Source organism: Pandoraea vervacti (genome assembly GCF_000934605.2).
In the GTDB taxonomy this organism is placed as follows: domain Bacteria; phylum Pseudomonadota; class Gammaproteobacteria; order Burkholderiales; family Burkholderiaceae; genus Pandoraea; species Pandoraea vervacti.
In genome coordinates this window covers 2,597,216-2,615,636 of the sequence record NZ_CP010897.2, presented here as the reverse complement: position 1 = coordinate 2,615,636, position 18,421 = coordinate 2,597,216, and the positions used below count along the sequence as shown (strand labels likewise).

General features: G+C 63.6%; 9 protein-coding genes. 3 read left to right on the top strand and 6 right to left on the bottom strand.

Translation table 11 applies throughout. The features are described 5' to 3' along the window. Window positions 1–361: 361 nt before the first annotated feature. From UC34_RS11685 to UC34_RS11670, 4 genes are all read right to left on the bottom strand, one after another. Complete coding sequence (locus tag UC34_RS11685; protein WP_157123154.1) at window positions 362–4,312, bottom strand: DNA translocase FtsK; 3,951 nt, start codon at window positions 4,310–4,312, stop codon at window positions 362–364. 250 nt (window positions 4,313–4,562) lie between these two features. Then, entirely contained in the window at window positions 4,563–5,585 is a 1,023-nt protein-coding gene (locus UC34_RS11680; RefSeq protein ID WP_157123152.1) for a hypothetical protein, read from the bottom strand. Between the two features lie 509 nt (window positions 5,586–6,094). Further along, on the bottom strand, window positions 6,095–9,112 hold the full coding sequence (locus UC34_RS11675; protein ID WP_052810997.1) for a putative bifunctional diguanylate cyclase/phosphodiesterase: 3,018 nt from the start codon (window positions 9,110–9,112) through the stop codon (window positions 6,095–6,097). Window positions 9,113–9,343: 231 nt separating this feature from the next. Next, window positions 9,344–10,261: an N-acyl amino acid synthase FeeM domain-containing protein gene (locus tag UC34_RS11670; RefSeq protein WP_052810996.1), complete on the bottom strand. Its 918-nt coding sequence runs from the start codon at window positions 10,259–10,261 to the stop codon at window positions 9,344–9,346. A gap of 412 nt (window positions 10,262–10,673) precedes the next feature. On the opposite strand from UC34_RS11670, the gene UC34_RS11665 reads away from it, so the two are divergent. Both UC34_RS11665 and UC34_RS11660 read left to right on the top strand, forming a co-directional pair. Further along, window positions 10,674–11,192 (top strand): MarR family winged helix-turn-helix transcriptional regulator, encoded by a 519-nt coding sequence (locus tag UC34_RS11665; RefSeq protein WP_052810995.1) that lies wholly within the window; start codon window positions 10,674–10,676, stop codon window positions 11,190–11,192. 217 nt (window positions 11,193–11,409) lie between these two features. Then, entirely contained in the window at window positions 11,410–12,894 is a 1,485-nt protein-coding gene (locus tag UC34_RS11660) for an MDR family MFS transporter (RefSeq protein WP_237165330.1), read from the top strand. Between the two features lie 80 nt (window positions 12,895–12,974). On the opposite strand, the gene UC34_RS11655 is transcribed toward UC34_RS11660, so the two are convergent. Continuing rightward, window positions 12,975–13,370: a hypothetical protein gene (locus UC34_RS11655; RefSeq protein WP_044455690.1), complete on the bottom strand. Its 396-nt coding sequence runs from the start codon at window positions 13,368–13,370 to the stop codon at window positions 12,975–12,977. A 285-nt stretch (window positions 13,371–13,655) separates the two neighbouring features. Between UC34_RS11655 and UC34_RS11650 the strand changes: the two genes are divergently transcribed. Continuing rightward, entirely contained in the window at window positions 13,656–16,415 is a 2,760-nt protein-coding gene (locus UC34_RS11650) for an autotransporter family protein (RefSeq protein WP_084070553.1), read from the top strand. Window positions 16,416–16,485: 70 nt separating this feature from the next. On the opposite strand, the gene UC34_RS11645 is transcribed toward UC34_RS11650, so the two are convergent. After that, window positions 16,486–17,961 (bottom strand): DUF1254 domain-containing protein, encoded by a 1,476-nt coding sequence (locus UC34_RS11645; RefSeq protein WP_044455689.1) that lies wholly within the window; start codon window positions 17,959–17,961, stop codon window positions 16,486–16,488. Window positions 17,962–18,421 lie beyond the last annotated feature (460 nt).

Sequence of the window (18,421 nt, the reverse complement as noted above, 5' to 3'; positions counted from 1 at the left end):
TGCTGCGATTTTCCTTGGTGTCGCAGGCCCTGCCGTGGATGCGCGATTCACGGGATATTGCCCCCCTCACACCGCCCCGGTCCTTGTAATTCGTATCAGGGCGATACCGTCAAGCACGCGTCGAACGACCAACCTAGCGCGCCGATTATGTGATCGCTGAGTTTCGCCCGCAAAGGCGGGAATACCCCTACGGGGACGCGGGTTTGCGCCCCGTTAGCACCATTTGATGCGGGTTTCCAAGCCATTTGGCGTCACGCGCCCATGTACGGCGCGTGTCTGGAGAACGGCACGGAGTGCCAAAGAGTTCGACTCGGGTGACGGGTCGTAAGGGAGTTGTAAGCGAGAGCGATTATTCGCGAAATCAGTCGCCCGGCGCGACGACTTCGCGCGTGCCGTTTCGCCCCATGGGCGTAACGAGCCCCGCCGCTTCCATCTGCTCGATGAGTCGCGCCGCACGGTTGTAACCGATACGCAATTGCCGCTGCACGGCGGAGATCGACGCGCGCCGCGAGTTCAGCACGAACGCGGCGGCCTCGTCGTACAGCGGATCGGCCTCAGCATCCCCGCCCGTGTCGCCGAACAGGTCGGCCGAGGCGGCGTCCGCCGGATCTCCCGCGAGGATGGCTTCGTCGTAGTCCGGTTCGCCGTACTGCTGCCAGTGCTGAACGACGCGATGCACCTCGTCATCTGCCACGAATGCGCCGTGCACGCGCTGCGGGTAACCGGTGCCCGGCGGCAGGAACAGCATGTCGCCCTGGCCGAGCAGCGACTCCGCCCCCATCTGGTCGAGAATCGTGCGGGAGTCGATTTTCGATGACACCTGAAACGCGACGCGCGTAGGAATGTTCGCCTTGATCAGGCCCGTGATGACGTCCACCGACGGGCGCTGCGTCGCCAGAATCAGGTGGATGCCGGCCGCCCGCGCCTTCTGCGCGAGGCGTGCGATCAGCTCTTCGATCTTCTTGCCCGCCACCATCATGAGGTCGGCCAGTTCGTCGATGACGACGACGATGAACGGCAGCCGATCCAGCGGCTCGGGCGCGTCCGGCGTGAGCGAGAACGGGTTGCTCACCTTCTCGCCGGCGGCACGCGCCGCGTCGATCTTCTCGTTGTAGCCGGCCAGATTACGTACGCCGAGCGCCGACATCAGCCGGTAGCGCTTTTCCATCTCGCCCACGCACCAGTTCAGCGCGTGCGCGGCCTGCTTCATATCGGTGACAACGGGGGCGAGCAGATGCGGAATGCCGCCGTAGACGGACAGTTCCAGCATTTTCGGGTCGATCATGATCAGGCGCACGTCGTCCGGCGTCGCCTTGTACAGCAACGACAGAATCATGGCGTTGACCGCCACCGACTTGCCCGAGCCGGTCGTGCCGGCGACCAGCAAGTGCGGCGCGCGGGCCAGATCGGCCACGACCGGCTCGCCGGTAATGTCCTTGCCCATCGCCAAAGCAAGGCGCGAACGATGCGAGTCGAACGCGGGCGCCGTCAGAATTTCGGACAGTCGGATCATCTGACGCTGCGCATTGGGCAGTTCAAGCCCCATGCAGGTCTTGCCGGGAATCGTCTCGACGACGCGAATCGACGTGACACCCAACGCCCGCGCCAGATCTTTCATGAGACCGACGACCTGTGCACCGCGCACGCCGACCGCTGGTTCGACTTCAAAACGCGTGATCACCGGCCCGGCGGACGCCCCGACGACCGTGACCGGCACCTTGAATTCGGCAAGGCGCTGTTCGATCAACTGGCTGACAGCGGCGAGTGCTGCATCGGATACGACGTCGGCAATGTCTTGCGAGGTCGCCGGCGACAGCAAGTCCAGCGCCGGCAAGTCGTAATCGATGGCCACGCGCGGCGGCGGGAGTTCGTAAGGCGTGTCCGGCGAGAAGTTCGCGGCGGGCGGGTCCGCCGGAGACAACGCCCCGAAGGACGGGATCGCGGGGACGGACGGCGCAGGGGACGTCGAGGGCGCAGTCGCTTGTGCAGCGAGATGCCCGCGCGCCCTGACTTCCTCGCTCGTCATCGGCACACCATCGGCGCGCGCCCATGTGCCGTCGGCACGCAGCACGTAGTGCGGCTTGGACAACGGTGCAAGGTCGCCGCCCCCGTCGTCGATTTCGCCAGTTGCGCACTCGCCGGAAGTCTCGGGACTGGCCGACACATCGGCGACCTCCGACATATCGGCAACCTCGAACGGCGGCCGGTCGTCCGTCATGTCGAACGGTGCTTCGGTGACGGCGGTCGGTGGCGATGGCGCAGGCGCCGGCGTCGCTTCAATGACCTGAGGTCGTGCCACAGACACGAATGCGGGTTCGCCTGGTGCGGTCGGGCCCGTCGGGTAGTTCGGTGCGCTGCGTTCGCGCGGCGCGTCATCGACGACGACACTCGCGAGCACGTCAGCGAAAACAAAGGGGCGCGACGGCGCTGCGGCCGATGCGTGCGCAAGCGGTGCTACCGGCGCAGACGCTGCGGCGACGGCGGACTTCGGCAAAAGCACCGTCGGCGGCAGATTGAGGACGTCCTCCGGCGCGAGCGACGTATCCGTCGCGAGCGCTTCCGGCTGGGCGGGTGACGCAGTGGGTGGCATCGGGTCGGTCGATGGCTCTCGTTGGGCCATGCCAGCCGCTTCAACGGTTCCTCCCCTAACCCCACGCTCTGCCCCCCCTTCCACCGGCGCGACGGCAATTGCCGTCACATCGCTTCGCGCGGGCGCCGGAGGCGGCTCGGCGGACGTCACGTCGTCCCCCTCCACAGTATCGGTACGGCTCCACTGACGCAGATCGCGAAGCAGCGCCTCGGCTTCGTTGCGCAGCGCGGCCATGGCTGCGATACGTGTCTGCTCCGCCACACGAGCGGCTTCGGCCTGAGCGAGCATCTCCGGCGTCGGTCCTTGAGACGCGGCTTCGACCGGCGGCGTATCCATGTCGTTGACCGACCAGTCGATGGGTGAGAAATCGGAAACGTCGGACGCCAACGGCGTGGCGGCATCTGTGGCCGACCACGACGCCGCCCCCCGCATGACAGGTCCCGCAGCGGAACGCGCCACGGCGCCGACCGGAGTCGAAGCACCGGCGGCGTCTGGCGTCGAGGCCGTCGCCTGGAGGTTCGACGGCGTCGCACCACCGGTTGCGGGAGTTATCGTCGGATCGATGGGGACCTGCGTTCGCGGCGCCACGGCCGGCGCCCCGCGCGGCGGAACATCCTCCAGTCCCAGTTGCGGCTTGCGGAACGGGCTGTGCACGACCGTGCCGCGCAAGTGCGCCGGGGCCATGCCAACGGGACGTCGATAGCCCGTCGTCCCCGGAATCGACGTCGAATGCAAAGGATCCACGGGCGACGTTGCGTCCGCAGTTGTGCCCGTCGTTGCGCCTGTCGTTGCGCCTGTCGTTGTACGTGTTGCGGCCGACGACGCCACAGAGGTCGCCCGTGGCGCCATCGGAGACGACATCGCGTGAGGGCCCGCTGCTCCCGCTGCCCCCGCTGTCCCATTAGGCATCGCCATGCGTGGTTCGCGCGACGACAGCCCGGGCTCGGCACGAACGAATTCGGTCATGCGAAGGGCATCGCCTCGGTTCGGTCCGCTCGCGTAAGTGCCACGCGGCAAGACGGCACGGCTCGCGCCGGGGGCGTGACTGGCAGCGGCGGCGGCACCTGCCGTGCCCACTGTGGCGCCGAGCGCCGCGCCCGAGCGTCCGGCCAACGCGCCCTTGCCTGTCGGGCGAATCCGTGCGCTGCCACCGAACGATGGTTCGGCGCGCGGCGCACCGCGAATGGCCAATGGCGGCGGTTGCATGGCGTCGAGCCTTGCGCGCTCTTCGTCGGTCAACTTCCAGCGCGGCTGCGCAGCAAGTCCGCGGCGGCGCGGCACCGGCTCTTGCGTCAGGCTACCAACGTTGTGATGACCTTGACCGACCGTAGGCGTGAAGCTGCCCCGCTCGCTGCGATCACTGCGATCGCCAGGTTCTGCCGGGTCGAACGACATCTGCGACAGGCCGCGCGCCGGCGCGCGCGCGATGGCGTCGAAACGCGACTCACGTGAATCACGCAGCTCGAACGCCGGCGCATCGTCATCTTCGCCGCTCGATGGGCCGCGCGAGAGCATGCCCCACCAAGTGGCGCCGAAGACAAGAGGAAGGGAGAAAAGGAGGACAAAGCCGGCAACGCCCATCGCGAGCGTGCCTCCCAGCGCAACCTGCATGCCGTGCGCCAGAGACTGGCCGACGCTGCCGCCGGCGGTGCTGCCGTCTGCGCCGGTGAGCGCAGCGAGCGTGGCGCTCGACACCATCGTGAGCGGAACGCCAAGCAGCATACGGAGCGTGCCGGGGCCGAAGATTCTTATCTCACCGCCAAGCAGACCCCGTACGCCAGGCCAGCACAACGCCAGCAACCAAAACGTCGACAGTCCGAACCAGCCAAACCCCATAATCGCTCATTGCTTCAGGAAAACCCGGAGAGCGATTGTAGCAGGTAGGTCACCCCTCGGCGGCCCGACTGCACGGACTTTTGCGCGCCCGGCGTGCCGGGGCCCTGAGTTATGCGTGGGGCGTTATGCGTGGGCGTTATGCGCGACCATGCGTTCCGGTGGGACGCAATGTCGATAAGGTGTCCACCGCCACATGCTCGACGGCGGCGACCGGCAACGCCTCGTCCGGCACCACCAGGCTCAGGTTCCGGCGGCGCAGCGAGCGCCAGTCGACCTTGGCGAAAATGTCCTCGCCGAGTGCACTGGTGGGCGACAGATTCTCGACGCGCACCCCGCGCGCGCGAAGCACTTTAGCGGCGTGTCGGAACGAGGGCTCGATGAGCGTGGCGAACTCCGCGTCCAGACGGGTGGGTGCGCGCGTCTGCATCGTCTCGTAGAAGCGCGGCGTCTGCGAGGCATCGCGCAGGTCCAACCCATGCATGTACATCTCGGTAAAACCCAGCCACGTGGCAACCTGCAACGCGAAATACGCCACCGTGCCGCCGTGGAAGAAACCGTTATCGATATCGAAGCTGAAGCCGATCTGGCTTTCGTCGCTCAGGAACGACGCACTGGCCGCGACCTGTGCGTCGCCACGCAGCATGGACGTTGTGCGCGCCGCTTCGAAGCCACGCTTGAAAATATCGTCGACGAGATAGAAGCGGCAGCCGAAGGCCGAGGTCGGGAACTTCTCGAGCAGCCGCGCAAGCACGACCGGCGTGACGAACAGAACCAGATCGCGCGCCACGATGCGGCGCGCAAGGTCCGGGCGCTGACGCACGAAACCCGCATCGAGAATGCAGTAGTAATCGAATTTGACCGGTGCATGGGCGCTCAGCGCAATCGCACCGTTCACGCCCATGACGTGATGCATGGGCAGCGCCTCGTAGTCGATCTCGGCGATCGACGGACCGCTGGCAATGATATGGCACGGCAGGCGTCGCAGACGTTGCAGTTCTGCGCGACGCGCGAGCGGCACATGACGCCCGCGCCACGTGAATCGTTGGATGGCCCCCATCGCATCGCGCTCGATGCGCGCATGCGGCCACAACCGTTCGTTGTGCCACCACCTGGCCGTATGGCTGTGACGGTAGACGAGTTTAAGGAAGGTCGAAAACATTGTCGTTGTTCTGGTTAGGTGTTCTGGTTGCGCCGCGCTCGCCTTTGGGACGGACGGTCCTAACCCCGTTACGTAGTCATTACGCAGTTACGTATCGCGTGTCGATCAAATGCCGAGTCTCTGTGAGCGGTGCTGCGCCGCGTTGCCCCCAAGCTTGCGGTCCGGCTCACAAATCGCATGAAGACGTTGCCCCATCACGTCGATGAATAAATTCTGCCACCCGGACTTTGCCCGGGACAAGATTTATTCCAGTTGGAAATCTTACACTGAGTTACCTTCAAGCGCAGATGACCAGCGACATGCTTGACACCGGAATCCCCGGCTCATGCGGGTTTCCGGGCCGATGCAATCAGCCTGTCAGGCGAGAAAGGAAATTTGTCGAGAAATACAGCATTGCGCGAAATACAGACAATGCTGAATAAGAAAACGCGATTGATGCGCCTTGCAAGGGAACGGTTCCGGCCCTTCGTTCCCGCAGTTCGTCAGCGATCCTGAACCCCCGCCAACGCTCAGTGCAGCGCAGCGCTCCCGCTCGGACGCGGATAAAAGGACTTCTCCAGCTCGACGAGCAAGGCGCAGAGTTGCGGGTCACGCACGAAGCTCGCCGCAGAGTCGGCGGCGAGAATGGCCTCCGGCGTTTGCGGGCGCGCGATCAGAAAACCTTGCACGTAGTCGACGCCAAGTTCCGAGAGCGCTTCGAGCGTGGAGGCATCTTCCACCCATTCCGCCACGCTGCGAATGCCGAGATTCTTTGCCAGCGCCACGATGGCCTCGACGATCGCCAGATTGGCCGGGTGCGCCGCCATACTCTTGACGAAGGCACCGTCGATCTTGATGGCGTCGACCGCCAGGTCCTTGAGATAGGAAAACGAACTGAAGCCTGCGCCGAAATCATCGAGCGCGATGCGTCCGCCCAACTGATGGATGCGGTCGACGAAGCGCCGGGTGTTGTCCAGATCGTGAAGCGCCACCGTCTCCGTAATTTCGATACACAGCAAGCCCACCGAGCGCTCGTGCGCGGCGAGCGTCGCGAAGATGTCCCGCACGAAATGCTCGTCGTTGAGCGATGCCCCCGAGAGATTCACACACACGAAGCGGGTCTTCGAGAGCTGGTCGCGATGGGCGTCGATCCACGCGAGCGTGTTCGTGAGCACCCATTTGTCGATCATGCCGATGGTGCCGTTCTCCTCGGCCGCGCTGATGATGCGTGACGCAGGCACGACGTTGCCGTCCGAATCGCGCATGCGTAGCAGCACTTCGAAGTTCAATGACTCGCCAGGCGAGGCCATCTCCATGATCGGTTGCATCTCGAGAAAGAGCGTATTGGGTGTCAGACCCGCATCGAGCGCATCGATCAGACGCAGCTCGGCGAGCCGTTCTCGAAACGCCGCCGCGCCGCGCTCGTAGACGACCAGCTCGCGTCGGCTCTTCTTCGCCTCGCGGCAAGCCCGGTCGGCGGACGAAATGGCGTCTGGCACGCGCATATCCGTCGTCAGCTCGATCACGCCCGCAGACGCACGCACCTGAAACGCCCGATCGCCGATCTGATAAGGCTCGCCCGCAATGGCGTCGACCAGACGGCGCGCCACCGCGGCGGCTTCCTTGATCGTGGCGTCGCGAAAGACCACGATGAATTCGTCGCCCCCGGTGCGCCCGACGCTTTGCTCGGTCGACAGACGTGCACGCATCCGGTCACAGGCCTGGCGCAACACCTCGTCGCCGGCCGCATGGCCAAACAGATCGTTGACGAGTTTGAAACGGTCCAGATCCAGGTAGGCCAACGCCGCCGGACGGTCCTCGGACAGCGTGCGAATCGCCTCGCCGAGCGCCTTCTCGATGCCCCGCCGGTTCGAGACACCGGTGAGCGGGTCGTTCTCCGCCAGATAGCGCAATTGCTCCATCGTGCGGGCACGTTCCGTAATGTCCTGCAACGATCCTTCGATGCGACCGTCCGAGAAGATCGCCTTGACGAGATAACGGCTCACGCGCCCGTCGTCGCGCGGCAACGAGAGGATTTCGAGCTCGGACTCGTCGCTGTGCTGTGCAACGTCGAGCAGCATGCGCCAGGTGCTTTGGCCGAAGTACTGGTCCCAGCGGTAGGTACGTCCGCCGGCATGGGGAATGCCCAGCATGGTGTGCAGCGCGGCGTTGCCTCGCACGAACACGCCCTCATCGTTAAGCGTGAACAGACCCACGGGCGTGACGTCGTAGGCATTGCGCAACTCGGTCTGGGCTTCGAGCTTGCCCTTGTGCTCCATGCGCATCTGCTCCGCAATGGCGAGTGCCGCCATCAGGCTCGAGAACAGCGCCGCGGTCACACTGTTGAGCGCCGACGATAACGCCCTGGCGTTGAAGGCCGCTGCGATCACTTCGGAAAACGTGGCGAACAGCACGATGGCGAGCGACGCGCTGTACCACACGGCGACCCGCGAATGGGTCAGTACGAGAATCCGCGCAAGCAATACCAGCACGATCACGATGCCAAGCGCCGCCACCGCCCACAGTACGGGGATGAAGTGCGCATAAGGCAATGCGATCGCCGCGCAGCACAGCACCACGCCAGCCCATTGCAGCACCATCACCATCCATCGCAAGCCAATGCGCTGCAGTTCCTTCTTGAACAACTGCGTGAACAGCGAGTACGTCAGCACGTAATAGACCGCAAACGTCGCCTTGCGCACCAGCGCGTCCCAATCCATCGGAATGGCACGCTCGAGCCATTGCGTGTCGGCGCCCAGCGAGTTCGCCGCGAGCCGCAGGTTGCCGATGAGCCATGCCGCGAAAAGGACGTAGAGCCATTCCTTGTTGATGATGGCGGTGACCAGCACGAATGCCGACAGCGTCAGCAGACCGCCCTCGAGCAGACCATTGCTACGATGAAATTCCTTCTCGGAAATACGAAGCTCGGCGCCCGGCCAGGCCGTCAGCGAGAGATGTGCCGGGCCGGAAAACGTGCCCTGACACAGCAGTGCGACCGGCTCGACGATGTGACCGAGATCGATTGCGAAACCGGCTTTGGACACCCGTATCGCCCCGCTCACGCCGCTGCGGTCGGCGCGGCCGATGGCCGGGGCGTCCGGGTTTCGCCAACACGCCAGCGTCTGCGCGTGGCGCGAAGGGAATTCGATGACGGTGCGCTCATCGCCGCCCACAGGCGGTACGGTGAATCGGAACCAGACCGGCGTTTCGGACAAATGCGTACTGAACTGCTGCACGGCCGGCACATGCTCGAGCGCGCCTTGCGCCATAGATGGACCGAACGTTGCGGGAAGATCGCCTTGCGCCTGAAAACTCAGCGGCGTTGCACCGCGCACGGCGTACTGGCTTTCCTGAAACAGGAGCACGATGCCCGAGAGCAGCATGATGGCAGCGGGCACGGCATACAGGGAGATGCTTCGAAAGAGTTCGTCGAGCCTCGCGGTGATGCGCCAACGGCGCCGCGCGCCGGTGAGTTCGCTCAGCTCATCGGAGAAATCATTCGTATTACGGCCGTGATCGTCACGCTCGTTGCCGAGGTCCCCCGCCATATGCCTCTTGTGCCCTTATCTCGTTGGTCGCCCCCGTGTCGAATCCCGGACAAGGCTCGCCTTGCAACTCGCGTTGCGGCGTACCTTGCCGGCCGGGCCGGCCCTGTCCCGTGCGGCCAGTCTTTCGGCCTGCACGGTCAGGTGTCTCTTGCCCGTATTTCTCGTCACCGCCTTCGCCACCCGAAAACCCATGCGGGACGCGACGGGATAACGTTAATTCGCATAACGGCATTACACCGCCAGGCTGAAGCCTGCTGCTACGCATCGTACCTCGTCGGCACTAAAAGATAAATCCCGCAAATGCGCGCCAACACTGGCTTCGACCGCCAAAGGCCCGACCTCGCGGCCCCGCTCTGGGGCGCCCACCTCTGCCCCTTCCGGCTTCTCGCCCGGCATGCCGAGGCGCAGGTCGGGATGATGCGTCAGGCACATGTAGGCAAACAACGGATGCCCTGCCAATTGCCAACGGGTGCGCGCCTGTGCGACGTCAAGCGCCAGCACCCGGTGCCCGATCCCGCCAACGTGCGCCATCGGAATCAGATCCTGTCCCGGAAACACATCGGCAAACATCAGCGCTTCGTACTGTCGATGCAACGGCGGACGCGCCGTAATCACCATCCAGTCAATCCCCGAGAGCAGGCAATACTGGTAAAAAGCCTTGAAAAGCGCCGTCTTGACGACGCGTCCGACTGGGCCAGCGACCACGCCGAGGCGTGTGGCCTCGGCCAGCGCCGCACGATCGAGCCACGCCGGCAACGGTGCGGAATCCTCAAGATGCAACGCCTGATAGCGATTGGTCTGAATGCGCATCGTGCCGAGCACCGCGCCGTCGAGGCGGGCACGCGCCACGAGAACGATGGCACCCGGCTCCCGGTCACTGGTCTCCGGCTCGCTGAGCGTGGCGGCCAGATCGGGCAGATGGCGCCCGTAAGCGGCCTGACGCATGGCGACGGCGTCGCGCAACGACGATTCGTCTCCCGCAATCGTGACGACGAAAGGCAGACGCTCCTCGCGCAGCGCCGTCGTCTGCGGCAAGTCGGCTACCGGCGCGCGGGCCGCAGCGGGCGACGCCGCCGGGCGACGATTGCCGCTCGGGAAATCGACGCGCGGGATGGAGAGGACGTCCGAAGCTTGGGCAAGGTCAAACATGATTGACACTCCTTAAGGTCAATGAAAGGGTTTGGTGCGGTGCACGGGCGTTCTCGCCGGTGCACCGCACAATGCCTTTCTTGACCCGCCGAGGCGAAGTGTCAAGTGCTTATTTTCGCTAGGTTTTTCACATTTCGATGGGGCCGCTACGGCGCCCCTGCCGTTTGTCGTGTCGACCGCCCGCGAACCCCCGTCGCACCGCCCCAAACCGCCACAAACCGGCTGCTTTGCGCGCTCCGATCCGATTCGCTGTCACCTATTTACGACAGTTGCCGTCCAAAGAGTGACTCTGGCAAAATGCTAAACCTGTTTATCAATTTGCCGGACGACAGGCCATGGGCCGTGGCAACACGCGGACGCCATTGCCTTGTCCGTCCGCAGGCTCCATCCACCTTTGCGTGAAGACGACACCATGTCGAAAATCGATTGGTCCTCCCGGTTCGGCACGCTGGTTCATGATGTCGCGCGCGTCTACTCGCGGCACTTCGACCGGCGCGCCCGGGGCAACTTCGACCTGACGCGAGCGCAATGCCGCGTGCTGGTGACGCTGCACCGCTATGGCGTGCAGACGCAGGCCGAACTGGCCGAGCGCATGGAACTTACGCCCATGGCGCTTGTGCGGTTGCTCGATCGCCTGCGCGAGAAAGGGCTGGTGCGGCGCGAGCGCGATCCGCACGACAAGCGCGCTCATCTGCTTTATCTGACGCAGGCGTCCGAAGCCGAGATCGACACCATCGTGGCGTTCGCCAATGGGGTGGAGCGCGACGCGCTTGCCGACCTGAGCCCAGCCGAACGCGCCGAGCTTTCCCGACTGCTGGGCAAAGTGCTGGCAAACCTGACACGCACCGAGGCCGACGCTGGCGCGCCGGCAAAGCCCGTCAGGGGGATGCGCGACACCAGTCGCATGAAACAGGAGACGGCAACGCCATAGCACGCACGCAAAGAGGGGCAGGAGACAAGCAAGACAAGCCGGTCGACAAACAAGACGTTCGGGCGAGGCGTCACGCCATTGCACCGGACAGCGCCGTCGGGCGCGCCGCTCACCTTCATTGCGGCGCGCACGACGATTCACCAAAGGAAATACCGTGGCATCCCCCGCAAAAACTGACGATCCCGGCAAGCACCGGGCGCTCGTCAGCGTATCCGTCATGTTGGCGACAGTGTTGCAGACACTCGACAGCACCATCGCCAATGTCGCGCTGCCGCACATGCAAGGCAGCTTGTCCGCGTCGCAGGACTCGATTACCTGGGTGTTGACGTCCTACATCGTCGCCGCGGCCATCGCGACGCCGCTCACCGGCACGCTATGCGCCCACTTCGGGCGCCGACGCGTGTTCCTGTGGTCGGTCGCGGGCTTCACTATCGCCTCGGCGCTGTGCGGCATGGCCCACTCACTCACCGAAATCGTGGCGGCACGCCTGTTTCAAGGCATCTGCGGCGCGGCCCTCGTACCGCTGTCGCAAGCCACCATGCTCGACATCAACCCACCGAGCAAGCACGGCTCCGCCATGGCGGTGTTCGGCATGGGGGTGATGGTCGGGCCGATTCTCGGGCCGTCGTTGGGCGGCTGGCTCACCGACAGCTACAACTGGCGGTGGGTCTTTTACATCAACCTGCCCATCGGACTCATTGCCTTCCTCGGCATCGCGGCCTATCTCAAGGAGCCCAAAGAACAGAAGGCGGGGAAATTCGATGCCATGGGTTTCGTCACGCTTGGACTCGCCATCGGACTGTTGCAGTTGCTGCTCGACCGGGGCGAGCAACAGGACTGGCTCAGTTCGACGGAAATCTGGCTGGAAATGCTGGGCGCGATCATATGTTTCGCGTACTTCATCGTTCACACATGGACAGCGGGCGAACATTCGTTCTTCAACCGCGCACTGTTACGCGACCGCAACTTCAATACGGGCGTCATCTATATCTTCGTAGTCGGCATCATTCTCTATGCCACGCGCGCGCTGCTCCCGCCAATGCTGCAAAGCCTGTTCGGGTATCCGGCCATTCTGACCGGCCTGGTCACAGCCCCGTCCGGCGCAGGAACGATGGCCGCCATGCTCGTCGTTGGACGTCTGGTGGGGAAAGTCGACGTACGCTATCTGCTGGGCTTCGGTTTTGCGCTGACGGCCTATTCGCTGTATCTGATGGCCGGATATTCGCTGACGCTCAGCCCGTCGGACATCGTCTGGCCAGGCGTCATTCAAGGCTTTGGGCTGGGTTTCGTGTTCGTACCGCTGACGACGGTCACGTTCGCAACACTCCCCGGCCAGTTCCGCGCTGACGGCGCCGCGATCTACAGTCTGTCGCGCAACATCGGCAGCAGTATCGGCATTTCGGTCGTGCAGACGCTGCTCACGCAAAACACGCAGATCAATCACGCGGTGCTGTCCGAGCGGATTACGCCATTTACGCAGGGCATCGAGCCGTATTTGCAGACCTACGGCGCGGCCGCCATGGCAGCACTCAATGCCGAAGTGACGCGACAGGCCGCGATGATCGCCTATCTCGACGACTTCCGGTTGATGCTGTTCCTGACCGTCGCCGTCATGCCCCTGCTGCTGTTCATCCGGATGAAAAAGAAAACGCCGGGCAAGCCGGAAGCGGCCGACGAGCTGATGCATATCGCCGCAGACTGACGCGGCACGGCGATCCGGAGGGGCCTCCCCCCTCCCTTCCCTCTGCCTTCCCTCTGCCTTCCGTCTTCTTCCGCCCTCGCCTACGCAGGCAGCTTGCGCGCACGCTTGTGGGCGGCCCCGCGCGGCTTGCGCGGCTTCGGCTCGATGCCGATCCGCGGATCACCCGCTAGCACCAATGCCGCGAGCCGCTGCGCCACCGCTTCGAACGCCACGTCGGACTGCGGGACATAAAGCCACTTCCCCAGTACCGGATGCGCACGCAACGCCGGCATCTCCTCCATGAGCGAGGTGTGATGTTCGCGCGACGTGCAAACGAGCAACCCGTCCCACGGCGCATCCCGGTCGATGACCGCAAGGCACTGCCGGCCATTCACATAAGCGGCTTCCGAACCGAACATTCGCCTGCGCAAATACGTTTCGTTACGTTCGAAAGGGTCGAAGACCCAGAGCAGTGAATTATTGACGGAAGACGGCATGAGATTGGATTCCACGAATTCATTGAGCGCTCCGTCACTTTACAGGAGCCCGGAAAACATCGCCACGCCATGATTTCGCCCACCTGACATCAACGACCATTTAAATCCCGAAAGCCCAAAAGATTGCGAAATGAATTCCCACGAAAGTCGAGACATTCGTAACAACTTTTTACAACTCACAAAAATACAACGACGACATTTGTGGGAAGCGAATTAAACATCTAATTTTAATTCAGCTGAATCAAGACCGATGAACCGAGGATTCGCTACCATTAGGAGTTCGACATGACCATCTCGTCCCGTGCGATTCGGCCCACCCGATCCTCTCGTTCCTCCCTGACTTGCGCAACGTCCTTATCCGTCGTGTCCGACAACGCGCTCGCCGCCGTGCGATGTCCGCTGCCGCTCAAGCCGATGATTCTCGCGCTATCGCTGTGTTTGAGCGCACAAGCGCGGGCGGCCTGCGATAACGTCGCCCCCGCGAGCGGCACGACCGTGACATGTACCGCGACCGGCAGTATCGTCGCGGCGCAATCCGGCAGCACCGGCGTTACCGTCAACGTGCAGCCGGGCGCCAGCGTCACATCGAACCGCACCACCGCCGACGTGGCCACGATCACCGTGGATTCATCGAGCACGATCACCAACGCGGGCACCATCGGCATCACCGGAACCAACCAGCCCCAGCCCGGGCGCGGCGCCGCCATGCTCGGCGCGCATGACTACAACACACTGGTCAATACCGCCACCGGCGTCATTTCGACGTCCGGTTACGAAAACGACGGCATGGCCATCAACGGCAACCACGGTTCGCAGACCAACAACGGCACCATTACCGTGAACGGCCCGAACGCATTCGGCATGACCTCCGCCTGGGGGCAATCCTCCGGTCTCGGCCTGTACAGCACCTTCGTCAACACCGGGACCGTCACGGCGAATGGCGGGGGCAGCCGCGCGATCAGTGTCGTGGGCGGGCAAAGCACGGTGACGAACAGCGGCACACTCATCACGACAGGCGGAACGGCATCGAACCGGTCGTTCACCGTCTTCATGCAGGGAAACAACAATAATTTCACCAACAGCGGTTACGTCGAAGCCCGCGGTATCAGCAGCGACGCGGTGGTGTCCAACACCGCTTCGGGCTTCACTTCGTCGATCGTCAACCAATCCGGCGGACAGATCATCAGCCGCCAGGGCTTCGCTGTGCGCACGGTCAACGGCACAATCACGATCACCAACGCGGGGTTGATCGAGAGCGACGTGGGCACCGCCATCGCCATGAACGCTGCCGCGCGATCCAATACCCTCACGCTCCAGACGGGTTCGCAGATCATCGGCACGGCAAACGGCGGCGCCAGCGCCGTAAGTCGCGTCAATCTGCAAGGCACTGGCACCGCGAGCAATGCCTTCGTCAACTTCGGTACGCTCAACATGCAGGGTGACGACTGGACGTGGACCGGGAGCGGTGACTTCACGTCGGCGCAATTCCAGCGCGGGGTATTCCGCCTGAACAGTTCGCTGGGCGGTGCGACGTCGCAGGTCGCCTCCGGCGCAACCCTCACCGGCACCGGCACGCTCACGGGTAACCTGACCAATGCCGGCACGGTGCGTCCCGGGGACGGCAATGGCAACGGCACATTGACCGTGCTCGGCAACTACACCGGCCAGAGCGGCAGGCTCGCCATCGACACCGTGCTTGGCGACGATACGTCGAAGGTCGCACCGCTCACGGTAAGCGGCGGCACGCTCGGCGGCAACACCATCATCGCCGTGAACAACATGGGAGGCGTTGGCGGACTGACCACGGGCAACGGCATCCCGATGGTCAATGCCGTGGCCGGCGCCACATCGTCGGCGAGTGCATTCGCGCTCAGCGGCCCCGTGAGTCAGGGGGCGTACACCTACTACCTCTATAAAGGCGGCACGACGCCCGGCACCGCCGATAGCTGGTTCCTGCGCTCGACGGTGCCCGTGGCCACCGCCGTCACCTTCGTCAACCCGATCACAGGGCAAACCGTAAGCACAGTGCTCTCCCCTGTCGGCGCGCTTGGCAGCCCGCCCACCGCCCCCGAAGGGTCGGCGCCGATGCCGATCTACCGCGTGGAGGTTCCGGTCTACTCAGCCATGCCGGAAATCGCGCGCGTTGCAGGGTTCGCCCAGATGGGGACTTTCCACGAGCGACAAGGCCAGCAAGGCCTGCTCGACGAGAACGGATGGCTTGGCGCCGGATGGGCCCGTGTCTGGGGCCAAACGGAACAGTATCGGTCCAAGGGGGATGTGTCCCCGCAGTTCGACGGCAACATCGGCGGTGTGCAGGTCGGTCACGACATCGTCTCGCGCCGCACGGATAGCGGACACAACGACCACATCGGGATACTCGGCGGATGGACGCGTGCATACGGCGACACGCAAGGCAGCGCCCTCGGCGCGATGGATACGCATACGGGCTCGCTCGGATTGGACATGTACAGCGCCGGTCTGTACTGGACACACGTGATGCCCAGCATGGCGTACGTCGATGCCGTCGTGCTCGGCTCTGCCATGCAATACGAGTCGAAGCCGGTCAGCGGCATGAACACGAGCACGCACGGCAAGGCGATCTCGGCATCGCTCGAGACCGGTTGGCCGATCCGCCTGACGCCGACGCTAACCCTGGAGCCGCAGGCGCAGATCGTCTATCAGCATCAGTCGCTCAACGACCTCTCCGACGCCGTCTCCACGGTGTCGTTCGACAGTACCAATAGCTGGCTGGCACGCATCGGTGCGCGCCTGGAAGGCAATTACGATGGCGCACGCGGCCTGATGCGCCCTTATCTTCTGTTCAACCTGTTGCATACGTTCGGCAACGACGGCCGCGCGGTCTTCGGCGGCACCACACCGATTGTCTCCAGCGTCAACAGCACGGCGGCACAGTTCGGCATCGGCGTCGCGGGGCGCTTCAACAAAAATGCGAGCGTGTACGCCACGCTCGCCTACCTCACACAGCTCGACGACACGCGCCAGCAGAGCGTATCGGCCACCCTCGGCCTTCGCTGGCGGTGGTGAGCGGCGGCTGGGGCGACGCGCGACGCCGTTGCTCTGCCGCCCCCCCATCCCGTCATCCAGCCATCTGGCCCTAGCGTGCGGATTCGCGCACGATGTCGCCCGGCTTCCACGTCTTGTCGAACGCCGCCGCCTCCGGTCCGTAGATTCGGAAGTACGCGAACCAGCCGCGTCCCGGCACCGTCTTGATCCAGTGCGACGCATCGCCCTTGGGCGGATTCGGCCCGAACGAGAGCACGACCGGCTTGCTCGTATCGATGTTCTTGAGTTCGAACAGTGAACGTAAGGCAGCCTTGTCCTGATCGGTCTGCACCTGCGAGCGGGTCTGAGCGTCGTACAACGTCACCGACCAGAAGAGCTTGCCCGGCACCGGCTGCGGCACGGTGAGCGTGTACTGCTTGCCGCCGTCCAGATAGACGCCCTGACTGTCCCGTGCGCTCAGCCAGTAGAGCGATCCGGCGCCGGCATCACGCTTGAACATCGCGGGCGACGTGACGATCGCCTGCGCAAACCAGCGGTCGCGTGCGTCGAGATCCATACCTGCCGGTGTCTCGAACTGTGCGGTTCCCGGCACCAACCCCACCCATTCCCAGTGGCGATCAGGCCAGTTCCTGATGCCCTCGCGCTGGCTGTCGAACGCGGAGACCAGCATCTGGTCTCGTCCCAGCCGCGCGGCCCTGGCCAACAGGTCCTTCGTGCGGGCGTCCGGCGTAAACGGCTTGCCCTTCTCGATGCCGACTTCCGCAAGCAACCCGTACATCGGCAGGTACTTCCCCTGAATCGGCTCTTCCTGAATGATCTTGTCGAGCTTCTCCCAGAACTGGAAGTTGCCTTCCCACTTCAACGACGAGCTGTCGAGCGCGACCTTGGAGGTGTCGACAATGGCCAGCGCCGGTCCTGTAACACCTTGCGGCGTCCAGCGCTGAATCTTGATCGTCTCGAAGGCGGCCATGGCCTTGGGCAGATCGCCACCGACCGGCATCGACCGGATGGCCAGCAGATTCTTGAGCGACGGCGATTGCGATACGAAGTAGCCCTCGGACTTGTCCGGCACTTTGCCCTGATACCCCGGTGGCAGGATCAGGTGCTTGCCCCCTTTGCCCGCGTCCGGCCCCGGTAGTCCGAGATCGGCGACCCAGCCCTGATTGTGATCGTTGACCAGTCCGATGAAAGCGCCCTGCGGCAAATCGATCAGCATCGGCCCGCCGGAAAGGTCCAGCACTGCGGAGCCATATGGCGTGTCGGAGTTCAGCGTAAAGCCGACCTGCCGCGGTCCTGTGGCCGCAATACCCCATTGCTTCCCGTCTTCGATACCGGCCGCGCGATTGCCGTTGTAGATGCCCTCCATCGAGACCGTCGGGTACCAGAACCGGTACGCAACGATCGCGCGCTGCAATGCTTCGTCGGCGCGCACGTGCTGCGACGCCGTCGGCGTGGGATAGCCCTGCTTGAACGGGTACGGATTGGCGTCCGCGGCCTGCGACGGTCCACTGGCTGCGAAAATGCCGCCGACCGCCAATGCAAGGAAACAACGATTCAATCGACGCATTGCAAATTCCTCCGGCCTTTTGGGGAAACGATCAGAAATGAAACGAAGCGAATCAATGAGTATTTAAATTACCGATCGATTCGGAAATTCATTTCGATGTTCTTTTAACAATACGAAAATGTCAATTTTCAAATCATGATGACGCAATTGCATCCGACGCAAAGCAATTCGTTCACGTCACCGCCCGACGACATCGTTTGCCGACAGCGATCTCCCGGCCCCGAAGGACCCATCGGCGTGTCCTTTCCGCCAGACCGCGCCGTCAATGTTTGACAACAGCCGCATTGACCGAAACGCGAACATGGCGCCACATGGCAGTTATTAATTTTCATGAATGATTATTTTTATTACCATCGAATCATAAAAATCAAATAACCATCGCAAATCATCATCGAGAAATCTAGAATCAGACTCCATTGGTGCAACATCAATGAACTAATCGACGAAATGGGGGGCTGTA

Coding starts and splice junctions, on each gene's coding strand:
- UC34_RS11645 (WP_044455689.1), bottom strand. CDS start 17,961: ATGCGTCGATTGAATCGTTGTTTCCTTGCATTGGCGGTCGGCGGCATT.
- UC34_RS11650 (WP_084070553.1), top strand. CDS start 13,656: ATGACCATCTCGTCCCGTGCGATTCGGCCCACCCGATCCTCTCGTTCC.
- UC34_RS11685 (WP_157123154.1), bottom strand. CDS start 4,312: ATGCTGCTTGGCGTTCCGCTCACGATGGTGTCGAGCGCCACGCTCGCT.
- UC34_RS11675 (WP_052810997.1), bottom strand. CDS start 9,112: ATGGCGGGGGACCTCGGCAACGAGCGTGACGATCACGGCCGTAATACG.
- UC34_RS11665 (WP_052810995.1), top strand. CDS start 10,674: ATGTCGAAAATCGATTGGTCCTCCCGGTTCGGCACGCTGGTTCATGAT.
- UC34_RS11680 (WP_157123152.1), bottom strand. CDS start 5,585: ATGTTTTCGACCTTCCTTAAACTCGTCTACCGTCACAGCCATACGGCC.
- UC34_RS11655 (WP_044455690.1), bottom strand. CDS start 13,370: ATGCCGTCTTCCGTCAATAATTCACTGCTCTGGGTCTTCGACCCTTTC.
- UC34_RS11660 (WP_237165330.1), top strand. CDS start 11,410: ATGTTGGCGACAGTGTTGCAGACACTCGACAGCACCATCGCCAATGTC.
- UC34_RS11670 (WP_052810996.1), bottom strand. CDS start 10,261: ATGTTTGACCTTGCCCAAGCTTCGGACGTCCTCTCCATCCCGCGCGTC.